The sequence below is a fragment of the Mucilaginibacter sp. cycad4 genome, from assembly GCF_034263275.1.
Lineage (GTDB): Bacteria > Bacteroidota > Bacteroidia > Sphingobacteriales > Sphingobacteriaceae > Mucilaginibacter.
The window spans coordinates 6,730,088-6,748,817 of the sequence record NZ_CP139559.1 but is presented as its reverse complement, the minus strand read 5'-3'; the positions used below and the strand labels follow the sequence as shown (position 1 = coordinate 6,748,817).

At 43.7% G+C, this 18,730-nt stretch carries 11 protein-coding genes, 2 tRNA genes and 2 rRNA genes; 3 read left to right on the top strand and 12 right to left on the bottom strand.

Translation table 11 applies throughout. The features are described from left to right. Window positions 1-8 precede the first annotated feature (8 nt). The 3 genes from SNE26_RS27895 to SNE26_RS27885 form a co-directional block, all read right to left on the bottom strand. A complete protein-coding gene (locus SNE26_RS27895; RefSeq protein WP_321557100.1) occupies window positions 9-716 on the bottom strand; it encodes an ATP-binding cassette domain-containing protein in 708 nt (235 codons plus the stop codon). Between the two features lie 158 nt (window positions 717-874). Beyond that, on the bottom strand, window positions 875-3,463 hold the full coding sequence (locus SNE26_RS27890) for a gliding motility-associated C-terminal domain-containing protein (protein ID WP_321557099.1): 2,589 nt from the start codon (window positions 3,461-3,463) through the stop codon (window positions 875-877). Window positions 3,464-3,849: 386 nt separating this feature from the next. After that, the gene (locus SNE26_RS27885; RefSeq protein ID WP_321557098.1) at window positions 3,850-4,515 is read right to left on the bottom strand and encodes an FAD-binding oxidoreductase; all 666 of its coding nucleotides are present in this window, start codon (window positions 4,513-4,515) and stop codon (window positions 3,850-3,852) included. A 532-nt stretch (window positions 4,516-5,047) separates the two neighbouring features. Between SNE26_RS27885 and SNE26_RS27880 the strand changes: the two genes are divergently transcribed. Beyond that, on the top strand, window positions 5,048-6,529 hold the full coding sequence (locus SNE26_RS27880) for a glycine--tRNA ligase (RefSeq protein WP_321557097.1): 1,482 nt from the start codon (window positions 5,048-5,050) through the stop codon (window positions 6,527-6,529). 914 nt (window positions 6,530-7,443) lie between these two features. Here the strand turns inward: SNE26_RS27880 and SNE26_RS27875 are convergent. The 3 genes from SNE26_RS27875 to SNE26_RS27865 all read right to left on the bottom strand — a co-directional run bounded on the left by SNE26_RS27875 (window position 7,444) and on the right by SNE26_RS27865 (window position 10,543). Beyond that, window positions 7,444-8,001 carry a hypothetical protein gene (locus SNE26_RS27875; protein WP_321557096.1) on the bottom strand — a complete coding sequence of 186 codons (558 nt, stop codon included), beginning with the start codon at window positions 7,999-8,001 and terminating at the stop codon, window positions 7,444-7,446. A 130-nt stretch (window positions 8,002-8,131) separates the two neighbouring features. Continuing rightward, window positions 8,132-8,329, bottom strand: coding sequence for a hypothetical protein (locus tag SNE26_RS27870; RefSeq protein ID WP_321557095.1), 198 nt, complete (start codon window positions 8,327-8,329; stop codon window positions 8,132-8,134). 75 nt (window positions 8,330-8,404) lie between these two features. Next, entirely contained in the window at window positions 8,405-10,543 is a 2,139-nt protein-coding gene (locus SNE26_RS27865; protein WP_321557094.1) for a hypothetical protein, read from the bottom strand. Window positions 10,544-10,875: 332 nt separating this feature from the next. On the opposite strand from SNE26_RS27865, the gene SNE26_RS27860 reads away from it, so the two are divergent. Next, complete coding sequence (locus tag SNE26_RS27860; RefSeq protein WP_321554927.1) at window positions 10,876-11,256, top strand: hypothetical protein; 381 nt, start codon at window positions 10,876-10,878, stop codon at window positions 11,254-11,256. A gap of 29 nt (window positions 11,257-11,285) precedes the next feature. Next, window positions 11,286-12,161 (top strand): IS3 family transposase, encoded by an 876-nt coding sequence (locus SNE26_RS27855; RefSeq protein WP_321554928.1) that lies wholly within the window; start codon window positions 11,286-11,288, stop codon window positions 12,159-12,161. A 202-nt stretch (window positions 12,162-12,363) separates the two neighbouring features. Here the strand turns inward: SNE26_RS27855 and SNE26_RS27850 are convergent, their stop codons facing one another. The 6 genes from SNE26_RS27850 to SNE26_RS27825 all read right to left on the bottom strand — a co-directional run bounded on the left by SNE26_RS27850 (window position 12,364) and on the right by SNE26_RS27825 (window position 18,691). Further along, a complete protein-coding gene (locus tag SNE26_RS27850) occupies window positions 12,364-13,431 on the bottom strand; it encodes an AAA family ATPase (protein ID WP_321557093.1) in 1,068 nt (355 codons plus the stop codon). A 500-nt stretch (window positions 13,432-13,931) separates the two neighbouring features. Beyond that, a complete protein-coding gene (locus SNE26_RS27845; RefSeq protein WP_321557092.1) occupies window positions 13,932-14,171 on the bottom strand; it encodes a hypothetical protein in 240 nt (79 codons plus the stop codon). A gap of 728 nt (window positions 14,172-14,899) precedes the next feature. Then, window positions 14,900-15,011, bottom strand: a 5S ribosomal RNA gene (gene rrf, locus SNE26_RS27840). A 273-nt stretch (window positions 15,012-15,284) separates the two neighbouring features. After that, window positions 15,285-18,164 (bottom strand): 23S ribosomal RNA (locus SNE26_RS27835). A 283-nt stretch (window positions 18,165-18,447) separates the two neighbouring features. Beyond that, a tRNA-Ala gene (locus tag SNE26_RS27830) sits at window positions 18,448-18,521 on the bottom strand. A 95-nt stretch (window positions 18,522-18,616) separates the two neighbouring features. Next, window positions 18,617-18,691 (bottom strand) — tRNA-Ile (locus SNE26_RS27825). Window positions 18,692-18,730: the final 39 nt, after the last annotated feature.

Sequence of the window (18,730 nt, the reverse complement as noted above, 5' to 3'; positions counted from 1 at the left end):
CGCTCTGTTTAATTATTGGTAAGGCTGATAAAAACCTCCTCGAGCGATTTACCACCGTTATTTTTCCGGAGCTGCTGCAGGGTATCGTTGGCTACAATGGTGCCTTTGTTAATGATGATCACCTGTCTGCATACGGCCTCCACCTCCTGCATAATATGGGTTGACAGTACAATGGTTTTGGTTTTACCCAAATCAAGGATCAGTTGGCGGATCCCTATCAGTTGGTTAGGATCGAGGCCCGAGGTTGGCTCATCCAATATCAGCACCTCCGGGTCATGCAGCATGGCCTGTGCAAGGCCAACCCTTTGGCGGTAGCCTTTTGACAGTTGCCCTATTTTTTTATGCTGCTCGGGGCCGAGGCCTGTTTGCTCAATAATATCTGCAATGCGTTTGGCAGGCTCGCGGAGCTTATGGATGCCGGCAACAAAACCCAGCGATTCTTTAACATACATATCCGTATACAGCGGGTTACTTTCGGGCAGGTAACCAATGCGGCGTTTAACCTCAAGCGGCTGTTTAACCACATCAAACCCGCATACCGATGCCGTACCCGATGTTTGCGGAATAAAGCCGGTAAGGATTTTCATGGTAGTTGATTTACCCGCACCATTAGGCCCCAAAAAGCCCAGCACACCCGGTTGGGCAGTAAAACTGATGCCATCAACAGCCTTTTGCACGCCGTAAACTTTGGTTAACGCCTCAACACTGATACTCATGGCTGTAAAAATAGATTTTAGATTTGAGATTGAGGAATTAGATATGAGATTTGAGACGTGAGATTGCGTTTGCAAACAAACTATATCTGCTTTATTAAAGTGTCCGTCCAGTCTCCTCAGATCTCCGGACTGGCACCGTTTCCTGGTAATTACGCTGATTACCGCAATACAGTTACTTCCCCGCTCAGCTTTGCGCTTCCGTTTTTGGTATCAATTACATAGTAGTACGCTCCGGAAGGTACGGATTTACCGTTATTCGTTCCGTCCCAGGGTTGCTGGTACCCTACCGAGCGGTACATCATGGCGCCATACCGGTTATAAATATTGACGGTACAGTTAGCGTATGACAATAGTCCGGGGATAAACCAGGTATCGTTATATCCGTCACCATTGGGTGTAAAGGTATTGGGGACCACAATTTTTTCGGGAACTATTACAGAAACCGTAATAGCATTTGAGTTTACCGATGGATTAATGATACATTTTCCTCCCGAAATCATGTTACAGCTAATCTCATCACCGTCAACCAGGCTATTACTTGTAAATGTAGCGCTGTTGCCGCCTGCATTTTGCCCGTTAACATACCATTGATAAACAGGATTATCCAAGGTATTAGGTGATACGGCCTTAAAAGTGACCGGGGTACCCGAAATTATTGTTCCGCTCACAGACGAACTGATACTTAGGGAAAGTGTAACATTTAGATCGGCTTTTATTGTAGCCTCATTAGATACCGGGGAGGTTAGGGGTGCACATCCGTCATTATTGGTAACCACGCAGGTAATGATATCGCTTGTGTGTAATGTGCTGCTGATATAAGTGTTAGTATGACCACCACTGTTCTGGCCATTTACCTGCCACTGATAGGTTGGATTATTGCCCGCATTTTGGGCATCGGCTGTGTAGGTAACCTCCAACCCATCGCAACTATTATAAAAATCAGGCGTTATATGCACCGACGGCATAACCGGGGCGGTAACCGTTAATAGTTGCGATTTAGGAGTAGCCGCGTTATACAAATCGTTTCCGGTTTGCGACGCGGTGATGCTGGTTGAGCCGGCGGCTATGATATGAACAGCCCCTGTTGCTGAAACCGTAGCAACAGCCGGATTGCTGCTTACATAAGTAAGCGGAATGGTTGAATTAGAACTTGTTGCCCCAGCCGGGAAATCAGGATCACAGGTAGTTTTGTTAGCAATGGCAGGAAAAGTGATCACCTGGTCCTGTGTAATGGTAAATGTTCTGGGCACGGGGACGGCGGCCAAATATCCCTCATCTCCGGCCTGGTAAGCTGTTATAATTGTTTTGCCGGGAGCTACAACGTGAATTTGCCCATCGGCACCTACATAAGCTACATCGGGGTTACTGCTGGTATAAGTAACAGGCGTTTCGGTGTTGGTATTATTACTGGTAGCCCCGGGATGCAAAATATTATCCGGATCGATATGCACAACCACCGGGGGCGGAAAAGTAATGACTGAGGGAAGCAGGGTAAAATCTGCTACTTCTATATTTACAGTTGTGCTGTTGCTGCCGGTGGCATTATAGGCCGTAACCGTGTAATCCGTTGGTGGCGATAAAACAGTTGGCGTACCTGTTATGATACCTGTTTTAGGGTCAAATACAAGTCCTGCCGGTAAAGCCTTATTAATGGTGTAGCCGGTTATTACTATCTTTCTAACGTCGTTGTTAACGTTTTCGCCAATAAATAAATTACCCTTTCCGTCCATTGCTAATCCAAGCGGCCCGTTAAACCAGGATGCTGCTCCGCCGGCATCTTTTTTGCCGCCCCCTGCAATAATTGTAGTTGTTCCGTTAGGGCTTATTCTTTTTATAGTGTTGCCATCCTGCTCGGCAACATACACATTACCGGTGCCATCTACCTTAAGCTCACGCGGAAAATTCAAACCGGTTGCAAATGTAGATACTATGCCCGCAGGGGTTATTTTTCGTACGGCGCTATTTCCAACATCCGAAACATATAAGTTACCTGCAACATCAAACGCAACACCGGTGGGTGTGTTAAACGATGCGGAAGCTGCAGGGCCGTTATTACCGCCCGAAGCGCCGCTGCCTGCATAAGTGGATACCTCGCCGCCTGGTGTAACTTTCCTGATCCGGTTATTAGCCTGATCAGCAACATAGATATTCCCTGCATTATCTATGGCTAAGCCTCTCGGGTTGTCGAACTTAGCGGCCGAACCCGTGCCATTAGCAAAACCCGGCGCATGCGGCGTTCCCGCAATTGTTTTAACCAAACCTCCCGGTGTTATTTTCCGTATCAGGTGACTTGCCTGATCGCTGAAATATATATTGCCGGCAGCATCCGAAAGCAGTGCATCAGGTTCATAAATTGTTGCGGCGGTACCCTGCCCATCGTCCCAACCAGCTTCTGAATGTCCCACAAATGTTGAAATATCTCCTGCAGGAGTCAATTTGTAAATTCTATTATCGGCCCAATCCGCAACAAATACATTTCCGGCCGGGTCAACCGTTACACTTGTTACCGTATAAAAATATCCGGGGGTACCGCCGCCCGCTATTTTACTCACCTGCCCATAAATAGTTTCCGGCACCGCACCTCCTGTATTAGTTGGAGCTAAAGGCGTTATGGGATTATTGATCCTGTATACATGCGGCGTTGTATATTTAATAACCGGGGCCTGTGCCGATAAATACGGGATATAAGAACCTAACAAAACAAGCAGTAATGCTGCAGCGCGTAAAACAGAAAACAACCGGTACATTATTGTTTTGATCGGATAAAGTGATAAAGTAAAGTTGGCGAAAATTAAGCTTTTTCACTGATACTGTAAATTACTTCTGCTAAAATATTCCGTTGAGTTTTCGTTTCAGGAGATGCCTGGTGTGGCTATTACATATGGGCCATTTTGGTTTTATACTAAACGGGGCAACTTATAGTAAGTATAAAACGTATTACATTAGCTGGCTGACAACGCCTGTCCGCTTTTTTTTGACCGGGTGCCCATTCTTCCGGATAGACACCCGGACAGCTTTCCAGGCTGTTTAATAAAAGGTATTTTGCAGAGGCGCACCACATGTGTCTGTAATATGCAGGGATAACATGCAAGACAAAGCATAATAGACCGCACGTGATGCGTCTCCGCATAAACTACCTTTCAAATACCACCGAATCACTATCGGCTCCGAGTTGCCCCAATATGTCGCTGAGCCCGGCAACCATAGCGTCGGGGCCACATATATAAAAATGCTTTGAGAAATCTTTTACTTCAGCTTTCAGAAATCCGGCATCTATCCGTCGCTGATCATACATACTGTCCTTTTGGCCGGTAATAGTAAAGTGCGCATCGGCACCAAGGATGCTTTTAAGTTCATCCCTCAAAATAATATCCTTATCAGTTTTATTAGAAAAGAAAAGCTTGTTGCCGGCTATTGCGCCATCCTTATTTAATTGCCTTAGTATAGCCAAAAAAGGGGTGATACCAGCACCACCTGCAATGAAGTAACCGGCGCCTTTATATTCAATAGCCCCCCAAGCGTCGCGAATGATAAGCTCATCGCCTTCATTAACCTTGCTTAACCGGTTGGTAACACCATCATGGTCGGTATAAGTTTTTATAGTAAATTCAAGGTAATCATCATCGTTAAGGCAGGTAAAGGTGAAAGGCCGTGTTTCGTCCCGCCAACCCTCCATATTGATAGATAACTCAGTAGCCTGGCCCGGTATAAAGCTGTAACCGGCAGGTTTTTCAAGCCTGAATTGCCTCACATTGTGGGTAACATATTTTGCAGAAAGTATTTTTACAATTTGTTCCATTTGTGATCGGTATTGTAGGCTCACTGCAATAATAATGCAAAACAGCCAATAGTTTATAACTCTTGATAATAATTGTGAATGATTTACAAATTATGAGAAACTGCTGACTGAATATGAGGAACATATGGAGAGCCAGTTTTACTAAAAATGCCCCTCAACATATTATTTTAACACTGATACAATCCGGTTTACCAGACTATGTGTACACAAGTATTGTATAAAAAAAATGTCATTTCGATTGAGCAGGGGCGGGCTAAGAAGTGGGGCGAAAGAGAAATCTTCTACATCAGGCTCTACAATCATACCTATAAAAGCAGGGTGTAGAAGATTTCTCCTCACCCCCCTGCGCGCGAATTCTCCCACCAGGTTCGTTCGAAATGACATTTTTTTCAATTATTGATAGAATTTAAAAGATGTGTACACACAGCCCGTCCACAGCTCAGGGCAGCCGGCCCTCCCCAAATCCCAAATCAAAGTAAATCCGAAATCGAAATTCCCAAATCCGAAATCAAAAATTATCTTTGCAGCTATTATGAGCAAATCAACCGACGAACTTTTTAAAAATGTTATATCGCACGCTAAGGAATATGGCTTTGTTTTCCCTTCCAGCGAGATTTATGATGGCTTAAGCGCAGTTTATGATTACGGCCAAAATGGCGCCGAACTCAAAAACAACATCAAAACCTACTGGTGGAAAGCCATGGTGCAAATGAATGATAACATCGTAGGCATTGATTCGGCCATATTTATGCACCCTAAGATCTGGAAGGCAAGCGGTCATGTGGATGGCTTCAGCGACCCGATGATCGACAATAAAGATTCAAAAAAACGCTACCGCGCCGATCAGCTGCTGGAAGACAAGATAGCTAAATACGACAGCGAAGGCAAAACCGATAAAGCTGAACAACTACAGCATGACATGGACGAGGCCCTGAAAGCCGAAGACCTTACCCGCCTGCGCGATTTGATCATTGAGCATGAAATTGCCTGCCCGGTAAGCGGTACCCGCAACTGGACAGAAGTTCGCCAGTTTAACCTCATGTTCAGCACCCAGATGGGCGCCGTAGCTGATGATGCCGATACCATTTACCTGCGCCCCGAAACCGCTCAGGGCATCTTTGTAAACTACCTTAACGTGCAAAAATCGGGCAGGATGAAAATCCCTTTCGGTATTGCGCAAATTGGTAAGGCGTTCCGTAACGAGGTGATTGCCCGCCAGTTCATTATCCGCATGCGCGAGTTTGAACAAATGGAGATGCAGTTCTTCGTTCGCCCCGGCACACAAAAAGAGTGGTTTGACCAGTGGAAGGAAGCCCGTTTAAAATGGCACCTTGCCCTGGGTACCGATGCTGCCAAATACCGTTACCATGAGCATACCAAACTGGCCCATTACGCCGATGCCGCTTATGACATTGAGTTTGAGTTTCCGTTTGGCTTTAAAGAGGTTGAAGGCATCCACAGCCGTACCAATTTCGATTTAAGCCAGCACCAGGAGTTCTCGGGCAAAAAAATGCAATACTTTGACCCCGAGGTTGATCCTGAAACAGGTAAACCATACGGCAACTATATCCCTTACGTAATTGAAACTTCAATAGGTTTAGACAGGATGTTCCTGCTTACCATGATCAACGCGTACGAAGAAGAAGACCTGAGCACCGAAGAGAAACAGGACAGCCGCACCGTGTTACGCCTGCACCCTTGCCTGGCACCGGTTAAAGCCGCTATTTTCCCGCTTACCAAAAAAGATGGACTGCCCGAAAAAGCCCGCGAGATCATGGATAAGCTGAAGCTCGACTTCAATATCCAGTACGAGGAAAAAGATGCTATCGGCAAGCGCTACCGCAGGCAGGATGCCATTGGTACGCCGTTCTGCATCACGGTAGATCACCAGACTTTAGAAGATAACACCGTAACCATCCGCCACCGCGACAGCATGGCCCAGGAACGCGTTCCCGCCGATCAGCTGGATAAGATCATCGGCAACCTGGTGAGCTGGAGGAATGTGTTGAGTTAATAAATTCAGAACACACAATTCATCATAATCGCGTCATTACGAGGCATTAAGCCATCCCAAACTGTACAGGGCGAACCTGCAAATCGGGGATGGCTTAATACCCCGAAATGACGCTTTTTTATTAAGCTTGTTGCCGAATATCGGAACAATCATAAAAGCGCGGGGAATGCTCGGTTCCATACCTCCGGGAGCTACAGTGTGTACACAAGTATTGTATAAAAGAAAACGTCATTTCGAATCCTTTGAGGGCAGGAAATAGCAGGGAAAGGATGAGAAATCTCCTATGTATTATTTACATTGTTCAAAGCGGGCGCGTAAGATTTCTGCTCACCCCTACGCGCAATCCCTCTTCCGGTTCGTTCGAAATGAAAAAGCTTCTTATTTACGGTATACTAAAAAAGATGTGTACACAGTAGCCTCCGGGGAAACAGGTGGCAATACACGTTAGCAGGGATTTGTTATGCAGGCGATAAACAACACGGTTGATAAACATATGCCCCCCTCACCCCTTCTCCATAGAAGAATTCCCGTTCGCTGCTACTGCAAACTGCCACTTGCTACTGCCACTAAATAACAACTGCTAACCGCCAATTAAAAACTGCCAACAGATTTATAAACTGCAAACTAATAACTGCCAACTGAACAATGGCGTTGCCTGCGGCCGGTCTGCCAGCTGGCGGATGCAAATCCTCGCCCTGGCTTTCGCACGAAGGCCTGTGTGGGCTGTGGGTTTTCCGCTGCGATCTAACGCGGGCGGGGCGTAGGGGCCGAAAGAGTGTCTGGTAAAGGCTTTGCTTAACGTTTAGCTTACCTTGTGGCAGCGTTTTTAATTTTTTGATACTGCAAGACTGTGCCTTGTGGTCAGTTTGCTAAGTATTGGATTTGCGTGCGGTTGCAAGGGAGCTCGTTAGAAACTAAATAAATTCTATTGGTGGTGATATTTCGGGTTTAGCATATGTTCCGGTTAAATATTGAATGTAAAAAGTACCTATTTCATCTTTAAAAAAAATCTGCACGTCTATTTTTCTTGATGAATATTCTTTTGGCACCGGCCCTTTTAGAATAAAGATCTGCGCGCCTATTGGAACAAACTGCGTATTTTGGACTTTATAAGCAGAAGTTAGGAAAGGGGTATTATTAACAAATTCAACGTCGATAGCTGAATGTAATATGACACTTATTTCTACTTCAATTTCATGTGTTTCTAAGTAACCATTTGCCGTTTGAAATCGCGGGCCATCCCAAAGTTTTTTATTGTTAATGATAAACTCCGGCCTTAAACTTAGTAGGAATTTCTTGTTTTCCAGTTGAGTTATTTTTTGTTGCTCTTTAAAAGTATCAGCTTGCGTACGAAATGTCTCAGCCTGCAATTCAAACGTTTTCGCTTGAAGCTTAAATAAAACATAGGCTATTACCATCCATGCTACTGTTGCGAGGAAAGTGCCTAAGCTCATTACATCTTGAAAATTCATTTTATGCCATAGTTTGCTGTCTATCATTAAAAGCACTGAAATGCATCCGTTGGTACACACAAGCGAAAATCAGCGTCCTTTGATTTTTTGATACTATAGCGCTATTGAATTTGCTTGAAGTAGCGGGGAATTAAACTGCTGATTTAAGAACGTTACCATCAATATTGTTTATCTGAATATTAATTCCATCTTTATTTAAGTAATGTTCAATTTTGGGTTCCGGATTATTGTTAAGAAATGTTTTCTCAATTACTCTTTTTTTGTCATTAATAAAATCATTCCCTTTTTTACTAATAGAATTAAAAAACCATTTTTTACCAGTCTTCACTTCTTCTTTATCTACTAAATAAGTTCTGAAAAAGAGTTCAATAAGTTGTATAACCCCCAACGCTCCCCATACATACTATTGGCTAATCCCCTTTGATTCTACAAATTTTATTAGCTTCTCGCCAAAAACCTTTATCAATATGGCTAAAAGAATAGGAAGGAAAGTAAACGTAATAACCTTTAAAAAGTAGCGGCTATTTTTCCTCAATTCGATTGATTGCTTTTGCCACTCATCTGAAATGTACTTATCCTTATCTACGAGCCATTTGTTCCTTGCAGCTTCGAACCCTAAAATATTTGTGTTCTTTTGGTTGATCTCCTCTAAAACCTTAATTCTGGTAGCTAAACTGCCGATAAATTCTTCTTTATTATTCAAATCTGTATTAAGCACCTCTAATTCCTTGGCTTTATCCTTTAATATTTTTTCCTTTTCATCTTCAGCCATCGACATTAGCTCAGCTTGTTCTTGTTCCTTCGCTGATAGAATTGCTATTTCATCTTGTTCTTTTTGTTTAATTAATTCTGACATCTGCGATATATCTGCTTTCATCAGATCAATTTCTTTGGCTAACTCAGATTTTATATATTCTTCTGCATTATCCTTTTTTTGTTCCTTTTCAAAGTCTTTCAAAAACAACTCACGTTTAATACAGTTGATAATAACTTCTTCATCTTCAATTCCCATATTTTTAAAATATGTCATAGATTTTTGCAGATTAATGGAATCTGCATTATCTACATATTCAAATGAAGGTGCTGTAAGGGATGTAATGAATGCCTTGCGATAATCGTGTGTTATTATTGGTATAAAGGGTCTAATCTGTTTTAATAAAGCCGAAGGGAATGTAAAATTGGGATTAATTGTTTTATATAAACCAACATTATTTTTCCTCTTGATAAATTGGTCAAAATGTACTAAGCTATTATCCAAAGTTAGACAGACAAAATTAAACTCGTCGTCCTTGTTAAACTTGTCTTTTAAGATGTTAACTGCCTCCCTTAAAAAAATGTCATGTTCTACTTTTTTATCTGTTTTATTCAATCTAAGTTCATAACCCAATTCCTCATTTAAATTATTAAAATACCGTTGAAAGTCATAATACTCGGCTATTTTTTGATTTAAGTACTCCTCATCATCAACTAACTGATCGAATCTTTCATTATAAAGAATTATACCCTTAGATTTCAAAACATCCGATGCATATCTAAGGCTTTCTGAGGGATGAGGCGTATCGGAATTTGCCAATTTTGCCTCGTAATATTGTCTGGCAAATGGCTCTAAATGATCTGATGATAGAAGCGCCTTGATCTGAACCGGCCTGAAATTCTCCCGTGAGACAATTGTTTCAAGCCAAGTCTTGGCTTGCTGAAGTTCTAAATAAGTTTTCGGTAAATAAACCAGTCTTAAATCGATCAACTTTTCCTTTGAGAGTTTTATCAACTCTATTATTGCTGATTTTTCAGGATGAACATGAAGATTCAATATGGAATAAAGAATATTGGTATCAAGGAGAATTACTAAGTCTTTTATCTTTAGGTTCTTTATTTTGTCATATTCATCCTTTTCTATTCCTAAAGAATAAAATTTTTCCGCCCGGGATGTTAAAGTAGATAAATATCGCAACTCTAATTCGGATAACCTTTCCGGGTATTCTAAAACCAAAACCTTAAAAATCTGCTTTAGTTTTTCGGATTTTAGTTTGCTTATAGCTATCTTATGTATTTGATCATTCTCTGAAATTTTATCGATCTTATAAGGTAGAAATATATCAATGGCCTTTCTTCCAAAAACCATAAAACACTCTAACAAATATTCATTAAAGACGTTCCATAGCTCAACAACGTCTTCTTTTGCGAGACTGCCTTCACCTATTTCATTCAAAATTACTTTAAAAAGAGATAGTCTTTTATCAGACTCTTCCTTCGCTTTTAAGGTTATTGAATACAATCTTTGTTTAGATTCTTCACTTAATAAATATTTTTCATTAATTATTTTTAGTTCCTTGCTTTCTATCAAACTCTCAATCCTATTATGAACTTCAAATTTTATAGGCTCTAAATGAAACCCCATCCTAATAAAGTCCATAATCTCGTCACAGCTCAAAGGATCAGAAAAGGTATTAAGAACATTCAGAATTAAATCTGACAACATACCTTCCCTGTTATCTGATTTTGCCAAATATAATGCGCTTATTAATCTATCTATTTCTTTCATTATCAATAAAATACTAATTAGGATATTAAATATAATACTAACTATTAAATAATTGACAAATGTTAATAAGTTGCTAAGCGTTAATAATTCAAATCCCCTCTCCTCGCTGGCGCACGCGTATCGCGTGTGACCCGTATGCTAAGTCTACGTCATCACAAAACTTGCAATTTCTCATTACCGGTAATAATTCAACGATAAATAAAAACGGTTAAACTCCGTCGCATACTTAGCACATTAAGACACACGCGACACGCGTGCGCCAGCTTAAAGATTTATCAATTAATCTGTAAACTGTCTTGTCCTAAAATAGGTTTACACAACAGTAAACAAAAATGGAAAGATATTCAAAAGTGTATGGCAGCAAATGGCAAAGCCAGTACAGCGAGGAGTTTAAGCGTAAAGTTTGTCAAGAATATTTAGAAGGTCAGGAAAGCCGAACAACGATTGAAAGGAAATACAAATTAGGCAATAGCCGTATTGCGTTTTGGCTCAAATCATTCGGATTGGAGATGAAGAAAACAATTTATGTATCTTCGAATGATATGCCAACCAAGAAAGATCAGGATGTCCCGGCCGAAAACAGCGCATCAATTAAGTTATTAAAAAAGCAACTTGAAGATGCATTGCTGGAGAAGGAGCTTTATCGTAAAATGATAGAAGTGGCCGAAAGAGATCTTAAGATCAATATCCGAAAAAAGTCCGATACCAAGTAATCCGTGAGATTAAAGACAGCTACCCTGGGATGAGCCTGGTGAAGTGCTGTTGTTTACTTGGAGTTACCCGGCAGGCCTATTACCAGCATTTTTGGGAGACAGAAGCGATAAGCTTTGAGCAGGAAATATTATTAAATGAGGTCCGGGCAATAAGGGCCATACATCCGATTATTGGCGGTAAAAAACTCTATGTTTTGCTGCAGCCTTTTTTGCTTGAGCACCGGATAAAAATGGGCAGGGATGCGCTTTTTGATCTGCTTGCTGCTCACTACTTGTTAGTTAGAAAGAAAAGGCGGCGCATACATACTACTCAATCTTTTCATTGGCTAAGAAAATATCCTAATTGCATAAGAGAAATTATTCCGACTAAAGTGAACGAAATATGGGTGTCAGATATCACTTACTACAGGACAAAGAAGGGATTCGTTTATATCAGTTTTATAACGGATGCCTATAGTAAAAAGATCGTCGGCTATCATGCCGCTGATACACTGGATGCAGTTCACACACTTAGTGCTTTACAAATGGCCATTAAAGAAAGTGACCAGCCTTTGACTGGCTTAATACATCATTCAGACAGAGGTGTTCAGTACTGTAGCTATGATTATGTAAAGCTATTACAGGACAATGAAATAATCATCAGCATGACCGAAAACGGAGACCCTTTAGAGAACGCAGTAGCGGAACGGATAAATGGAATAATGAAACAGGAGTACCTGGAACATCATATACTTAATGATAAAAACCAGGTTATGGAACTTTTAGCTAAGTCTGTAAACACTTATAATAAGCTAAGGCCTCACATGAGTTGCAATATGCTTACACCTGAGATCGTACATCAAAATAACCTATCTGTACAGCGAAATTGGAAAAGTTATTATAATTCAAAAAATGTCAATCTGTAAACCTATTTTAGGACTAATCAATAATGTAAACCTATAGCAGGATTAATCAATTAAACTGTAAACTTATTTTAGGACGATACAAACTTTATTAGGACGATATAAACCATAGGTCACGAGTACGCAGCCCACAAACCACACCCTGCATACTCGCGCCGGATATGGTGCCCCAGCTTAACTTAAAAGTCTCCCCTTTGGGGGAGATTTAGAGGGGGTGATTCAGCATCTTGTTCACGCTGCCCACGCTCATGCCAAGCCGTTCGGCTATCTGTCGCTGGCTCAAACCTTCGTCGCTCAATTTTTTTGCATCCCGGTTCATGCGTTCGCGCTCCTGCCTGGTGGTGTCGCGCAGGTGGTTTTTCTCGCAATCGTTACCCGTAAAAACAAACTTCAAAAAGCCGTTGTGCCGTTCCAATTGGGCAAGGCATACATTATCGGCACCATAAGTTTCGGCGGTGCTGCGCTGCTTAATCTGCTTCAAATACCGCTGGCCGGGGCGGGAGTGGCTTTCGCCCATGGCAAAGGCGCTGTCGCAGAAATTGATGAGCATTTTACTGCCCTGCAAATCATTACGGCTCAGCGGCAGGCGGGGGTTACGCTTGGGCGTATGGGCCAGCACCAGGATGCTGATCCCATGGCGGGTTTTAAGCTTTTTCAGTTCCTTCATCAGCAAGAGGGCGGCCCCGGCGCTCTCGGTTCCGTTGCGCAGGCAGGTAATATTATCAATAATGAGCACTTCGGCGCCGGTACGCTTAATGCCCCGCGTTAAAGCCTCGATCACATACCTGTCCAGCTTTTGATAGTGCGAGCTTGCACGGTTAAACTGGTTGTATTCGCCGCGGTAAAACTCGGCGGCAAAAGGGTAGCGGTTTTGGCCGTCGGTATAGCGTTGTTCAAACTGCTTGCCGCTAAGCTCAAAATCAATATACAACACCGGCGAGGCGCCGGCCCCAAGCTCAAAAGGGGCAATGGGCTCGCCGCGGCTAATGCTGTCGGCCAGTTGTACGGCCAGGAGGCTTTTGCCCATATTGGTATCGGCAAACAAGATGCACAACTCGCCCTGCAGCCAAAAGTTGCCAAACAGCATTTGCGGCGTTTCGTGTTCGGTTTCCATAGTCATCCACTCATTGGCCGGGTAAATATCAAACAGCTCAACCACCGCATCCGGGTCCGACATCACCATCTGTCCCTTACGCGCGGCCGCATCCGCCATATCCCTCACATCCTTTTGAATCATCTGAACAACCAAAGGTTTCTCCAAAGTATGGTCCATAAAAATTAGTGCCCCGTCCCGCAGCTAAAGCAGGATAATCCATCGTTATTTGCCGCAAACCTGCCGGCAATCATGAAAGGCACTCAAATTTACCCACTAAAAAGTCGCCCCCTGGTGACACCGTTTTGTCAGTGTTCAATTTTTAAAAACCGGGTGTTCAATGTTTTTTAAACCAAAATCTCAAATAGCTGATTATCAGATAGCATTTGTTCAAATGAGGTTCCCGAACAAATTCACCAATTCATAACTCACTGATTATCAAACGTTCAATTTTAAGGTAAAACGCAAAGTGTTTACACCTTCAAAAATTGAACACCAGGTTTTACCGACTACTGCATGCATGCCGAAAGGTAACCGTACGGCCTGATTCGCCGGGAGGGAAGTGTAGCGGCAATCAACTTGAAAGCTCCCGCCACCGCAGCAAACGGGCAAGCCGGATATAAGCAAAAAGGCCGGCCCAACCGGCCGGCCTTTTAAAATTCATTTTCACAAACCCTTGCTTATTCCTTGCTCTTCTTTTTAGCCGGTTCAATATATTTTTCGCCAAGGGCTTCAAGGGCGGCGATGAGTTTCTTTCGCTCAACGGCGTTGTCGGGCACGGTAGCCAGCTTTTCGCGGCGGGCTTCCTCCACCTTGCGGATCTTCTCGTCGAAAGCCTTGTTGATCTTATCAAGCTCGGGCGTGGTATCCAGTTTTGCTATTTCTGCTTTAATTTGGGCTGCTAATTTTTCAAATTCCATGGGGCTATTTTTGGAAGCGCAAACATAAAAAAATGATTGTAAGTTATTATTACCACAATAAAAAGTATGTGTGTTAACTTATATTTTTTGTTGTGTTGATGGGTATAAAACTTATCTGTTATGCGCTGAACGGTAGCGAAGAATCTTCTGCAAGCTACAGTACCGCATTGCAGGGCGAAGAAGATCCTCTTACCGTCTTATCTCTTGAATCTAACAATCCTGGTTCTCTTCCTCCCTGTCAGCAAAACAGTTTCGGGCGAAACCGGGCAGAACGATGCCGGGCGGTGCGGCAGCAGGGGCATAGCAAGTTTTTGCAGAAGCGAGGGGAATGAGCGGGCGAAGCAGGGCAAAATAATTGCAGCCCGTGGTTCTGCCCGGTTTGCAGGGAAAAGGCCCGGTGCGATGGCATCGGGACGGGATGTGCGGCAAAGAAACCTTTTTGCTGACTTGAGTTACTCACTATTGTTTATTTGTGCAGGTATTCGTTATCTCGCTATGGCTCGGTCTTGGTTCTTTTTGTCAAGAAAAAGAACAAAGCCACCCCGCGGCAACTGAGCGGGCCAATGTAAGTTGAATACAACTATGATTTATCCGGGGCGTTTTCTTGCGGCCCGGGCTCTGCGCTCATACGCCTGCTGGTATGCCGGACTTATGAAAAGGCCGTCAACGCAAAAAGCCTTAGTTATTAGCTAAGGCTTTTGCAATGTTGCACCATTAAAGGTGATAAAGGTTGGCACCGACCTACTCTCCCACGTTTTACCGCAGTACCATCGGCTCTGGCGGGCTTGACTTCTCTGTTCGGAATGGGAAGAGGTAGACACCGCCGATATAGGCACCTGAATATTTTTAAGTTAGTGGTTGATTGGGTGAGTGGTGAGTGGTTCTTGTATGGTGTATAGCTTTTAAACTACTCACCTAATGAACCTAATCAACTATTCACCCCCATTAACATGACATATTATTGAAAGAAGTACTTGATTGAAGAGAAAACAACAGCTTTTGTTGTTTATCTGTTTGTTTTGTTTCAGATGAGTGATCGCTTTGGTTTTTTATTTGTGTAGTCTTGCAACCACTCTCCTAATCAACTTAATCAACCACTCACCTTAATCCGTCACGAAGAAAGCTTCGGGCAATTAGTATTACTCGGCTATGATGTCACCACCTTTATACCTGTAACCTATCAACGTAGTAGTCTCCTACGACCCTCAATGGAAGTCTCATCTTGTGGCTAGTTTCGCACTTAGATGCTTTCAGCGCTTATCTATTCCCAACGTAGCTACTCTGCAGTACACCTGGCGGCATAACAGATTCACCAGAGGTTAGTCCAACCCGGTCCTCTCGTACTAAGGTCAGCCCCACTCAAACTTCCTGCGCCCACAACAGATAGGGACCGAACTGTCTCGCGACGTTCTGAACCCAGCTCGCGTGCCACTTTAATGAGCGAACAGCTCAACCCTTGGGACCTTCTCCAGCCCCAGGATGTGACGAGCCGACATCGAGGTGCCAAACCTCCCCGTCGATATGAGCTCTTGGGGGAGATCAGCCTGTTATCCCCAGCGTACCTTTTATCCTTTGAGCGATGGCCCTTCCATGCAGAACCACCGGATCACTATATCCGTCTTTCGACCCAGCTCGACTTGTCTGTCTCACTGTCAAGCAAGCTTTTGCTATTGCACTCCGCGTACGGTTACCAAGCGTACTGAGCTTACCTTTGAAAGCCTCCGTTACCTTTTTGGAGGCGACCACCCCAGTCAAACTACCCGCCAAACAATGTTCTCCGCTTTGCAGAGTTAGACACCAAATACAGAAAGGGTGGTATTTCAACGTTGACTAAATGACTCCTGGCGAAGCCACATCACAGTCTCCCACCTATCCTACACATCCTGTATCCGATATCAATGTTAAGCTATAGTGAAGGTGCATGGGGTCTTTCCGTCCCGTTGCGGGTAACCGGCGTCTTCACCGATACCACAATTTCACCGAGCTCATGGCTGAGACAGCGCCCAGATCGTTACACCATTCGTGCAGGTCGGAACTTACCCGACAAGGAATTTCGCTACCTTAGGACCGTTATAGTTACGGCCGCCGTTTACTGGGGCTTCGATTCAATGCTTCGCCTTGCGACTAACATCCCCTCTTAACCTTCCAGCACCGGGCAGGTGTCAGGCCTTATACGTCATCTTGCGATTTTGCAAAGCCATGTGTTTTTGTTAAACAGTCGCCTGGGCCTTTTCACTGCGGCTGCCATTGCTGACAGCGCCCCTTCTCCCGAAGTTACAGGGCCATTTTGCCGAGTTCCTTAGCCATGATTCACTCGAGCACCTTAGGATTCTCTCCTCGACTACCTGTGTCGGTTTACGGTACGGGTTTTTATTACCTGAAGCTTAGCGGGTTTTCTTGGAAGTCTGATTACCTGAACTATCACATCCCCCGAAGGTTCTGTGTACTATCAGCTTTCAGCAAAACATGCGTACTTAACTACACGTCTTATACCTACAGCCTTTAACGAACTATTCCGTCAGTTCGCGTCAGTGTCACTACTCCGTCACCGCATCGCAGTAATAAAAAGTACTGGAATATTAACCAGTTGTCCATCGGCTACGCCTGTCGGCTTCACCTTAGGCCCCGACTAACCCTGATCCGATTAGCGTTGATCAGGAAACCTTAGTCTTTCGGTGGGCGGGTTTCTCTCCCGCCTTATCGTTACTTATGCCTACATTTGCTTTTCTATTCCCTCCACAGTCAGTTACCTTCCTGCTTCTCCGACAAATAGAATGCTCCCCTACCAGTGCATTTACATGCAATCCATAGCTTCGGTATACTGCTTGATGCCCGTTTATTATCCATGCCCGATCGCTCGACTAGTGAGCTGTTACGCACTCTTTAAATGAATGGCTGCTTCCAAGCCAACATCCTAGCTGTCTGTGCAATCGGACCTCGTTAGTTCAACTTAGCAATAATTTAGGGACCTTAGCTGATGGTCTGGGTTCTTTCCCTCTCGGCCATGGACCTTAGCACCCATAGCCTCACTCCAGCGTATATTATAAAGCATTCGGAGTTTATCTGGATTTGGTAGGATTTGACTCCCCCGCACCCAATTAGTAGCTCTACCTCTTTATAACTCAACCGCCAGGCTGTTCCTAAAAACATTTCGGGGAGTACGAGCTATTTCCCAGTTTGATTAGCCTTTCACCCCTACCCACAAGTCATCCGGAAACTTTTCAACGTTTATCGGTTCGGTCCTCCAGTACCTGTTACGGCACCTTCAACCTGCCCATGGGTAGATCACAAGGTTTCGCGTCTACCTCCCCTGACTATACGCCCTTTTCAGACTCGCTTTCGCTTCGGATCCGTGTCTTAAACACTTAACCTTGCCAGGGAAGAGTAACTCGTAGGCTCATTATGCAAAAGGCACGCCGTCACCCGTTGCCAGGCTCCGACCGCTTGTAAGTACACGGTTTCAGGTTCTATTTCACTCCCCTGTTCGGGGTTCTTTTCACCTTTCCCTCACGGTACTGGTTCACTATCGGTCTCTCAGGAGTATTTAGCCTTACCGGATGGTGCCGGCAAATTCCCACAAGGCGTCTCCGACCTCGCGGTACTCAGGATACCACTATCCTACTATTCATTACCCGTACGCAGCTCTCATGCTCTATGGCCGGGTTTCCCACCCCGTTCCGGTTCTGTTTAATATTCATGTTGTGGTCCTACAACCCCTGCTATGCCGTAACATAACAGGTTTGGGCTTCTTCCATTTCGCTCGCCACTACTCTGGAAATCACTATTGTTTTCTCTTCCTCTGCTTACTTAGATGTTTCAGTTCGGCAGGTTAGCGCATTTATGCAATTAGTCTTCAACTAATTAGGTTTCCCCATTCGGAAATCTGCGGATCAAGTCATATTTGCTGATCCCCGCAGCTTATCGCAGCTTATCACGTCCTTCTTCGCCTCTGAGAGCCAAGGCATCCCCCGTGTACCCTTTCTTACTTTCTTCTACTCATGCGCCTTTTGCGCCGCATGGTATGTCTTTATTTTAGATAATTGTTTGTTAGCGTCAAGAGATCAGGAATCAAGAACCAGGACCGAAGTCTTGTCTCTTTTTTCTTGCAATCTTGCCTCTGAGCAAACAACGTCTCTATCTGTTGTTTTCTCTTGTTTCAATTACTTCTTCCAATATGTCAAAGAACGTTTTGATCCTCCGTCATTCTTTCATTTAGTCACTACGTCATTTTTCAATGACTCAATGACCAGATGACTTAATGACTTCCGGTTCAATGTGGAGAATAACGGATTCGAACCGTTGACCCCCTGCGTGCAAGGCAGGTGCTCTAGCCAGCTGAGCTAATCCCCCCTAAGATGAATTATCGAATTATTGATTTTTTGAATTATTGATTGTTTTTCACTCAATAATTCAGTAATTCTATAATTCAATCATCGCCTCTTTTGTAGTCCCGAGCAGATTTGAACTGCTGACCCCTACATTATCAGTGTAGTGCTCTAACCAAGCTGAGCTACAGGACTTTTTTGTATTTCGGATCTCCGATCTTCGATTTTAGATTT

What these genes read in the sequence shown, in the direction of transcription:
- SNE26_RS27890 (WP_321557099.1), bottom strand. Translation starts at nt 3,463, where the DNA reads ATGTACCGGTTGTTTTCTGTTTTACGCGCTGCAGCATTACTGCTTGTT.
- SNE26_RS27860 (WP_321554927.1), top strand. Translation starts at nt 10,876, where the DNA reads ATGGAAAGATATTCAAAAGTGTATGGCAGCAAATGGCAAAGCCAGTAC.
- SNE26_RS27895 (WP_321557100.1), bottom strand. Translation starts at nt 716, where the DNA reads ATGAGTATCAGTGTTGAGGCGTTAACCAAAGTTTACGGCGTGCAAAAG.
- SNE26_RS27880 (WP_321557097.1), top strand. Translation starts at nt 5,048, where the DNA reads ATGAGCAAATCAACCGACGAACTTTTTAAAAATGTTATATCGCACGCT.
- SNE26_RS27875 (WP_321557096.1), bottom strand. Translation starts at nt 8,001, where the DNA reads ATGAATTTTCAAGATGTAATGAGCTTAGGCACTTTCCTCGCAACAGTA.
- SNE26_RS27845 (WP_321557092.1), bottom strand. Translation starts at nt 14,171, where the DNA reads ATGGAATTTGAAAAATTAGCAGCCCAAATTAAAGCAGAAATAGCAAAA.
- SNE26_RS27850 (WP_321557093.1), bottom strand. Translation starts at nt 13,431, where the DNA reads ATGGACCATACTTTGGAGAAACCTTTGGTTGTTCAGATGATTCAAAAG.
- SNE26_RS27865 (WP_321557094.1), bottom strand. Translation starts at nt 10,543, where the DNA reads ATGAAAGAAATAGATAGATTAATAAGCGCATTATATTTGGCAAAATCA.
- SNE26_RS27885 (WP_321557098.1), bottom strand. Translation starts at nt 4,515, where the DNA reads ATGGAACAAATTGTAAAAATACTTTCTGCAAAATATGTTACCCACAAT.
- SNE26_RS27855 (WP_321554928.1), top strand. Translation starts at nt 11,286, where the DNA reads ATGAGCCTGGTGAAGTGCTGTTGTTTACTTGGAGTTACCCGGCAGGCC.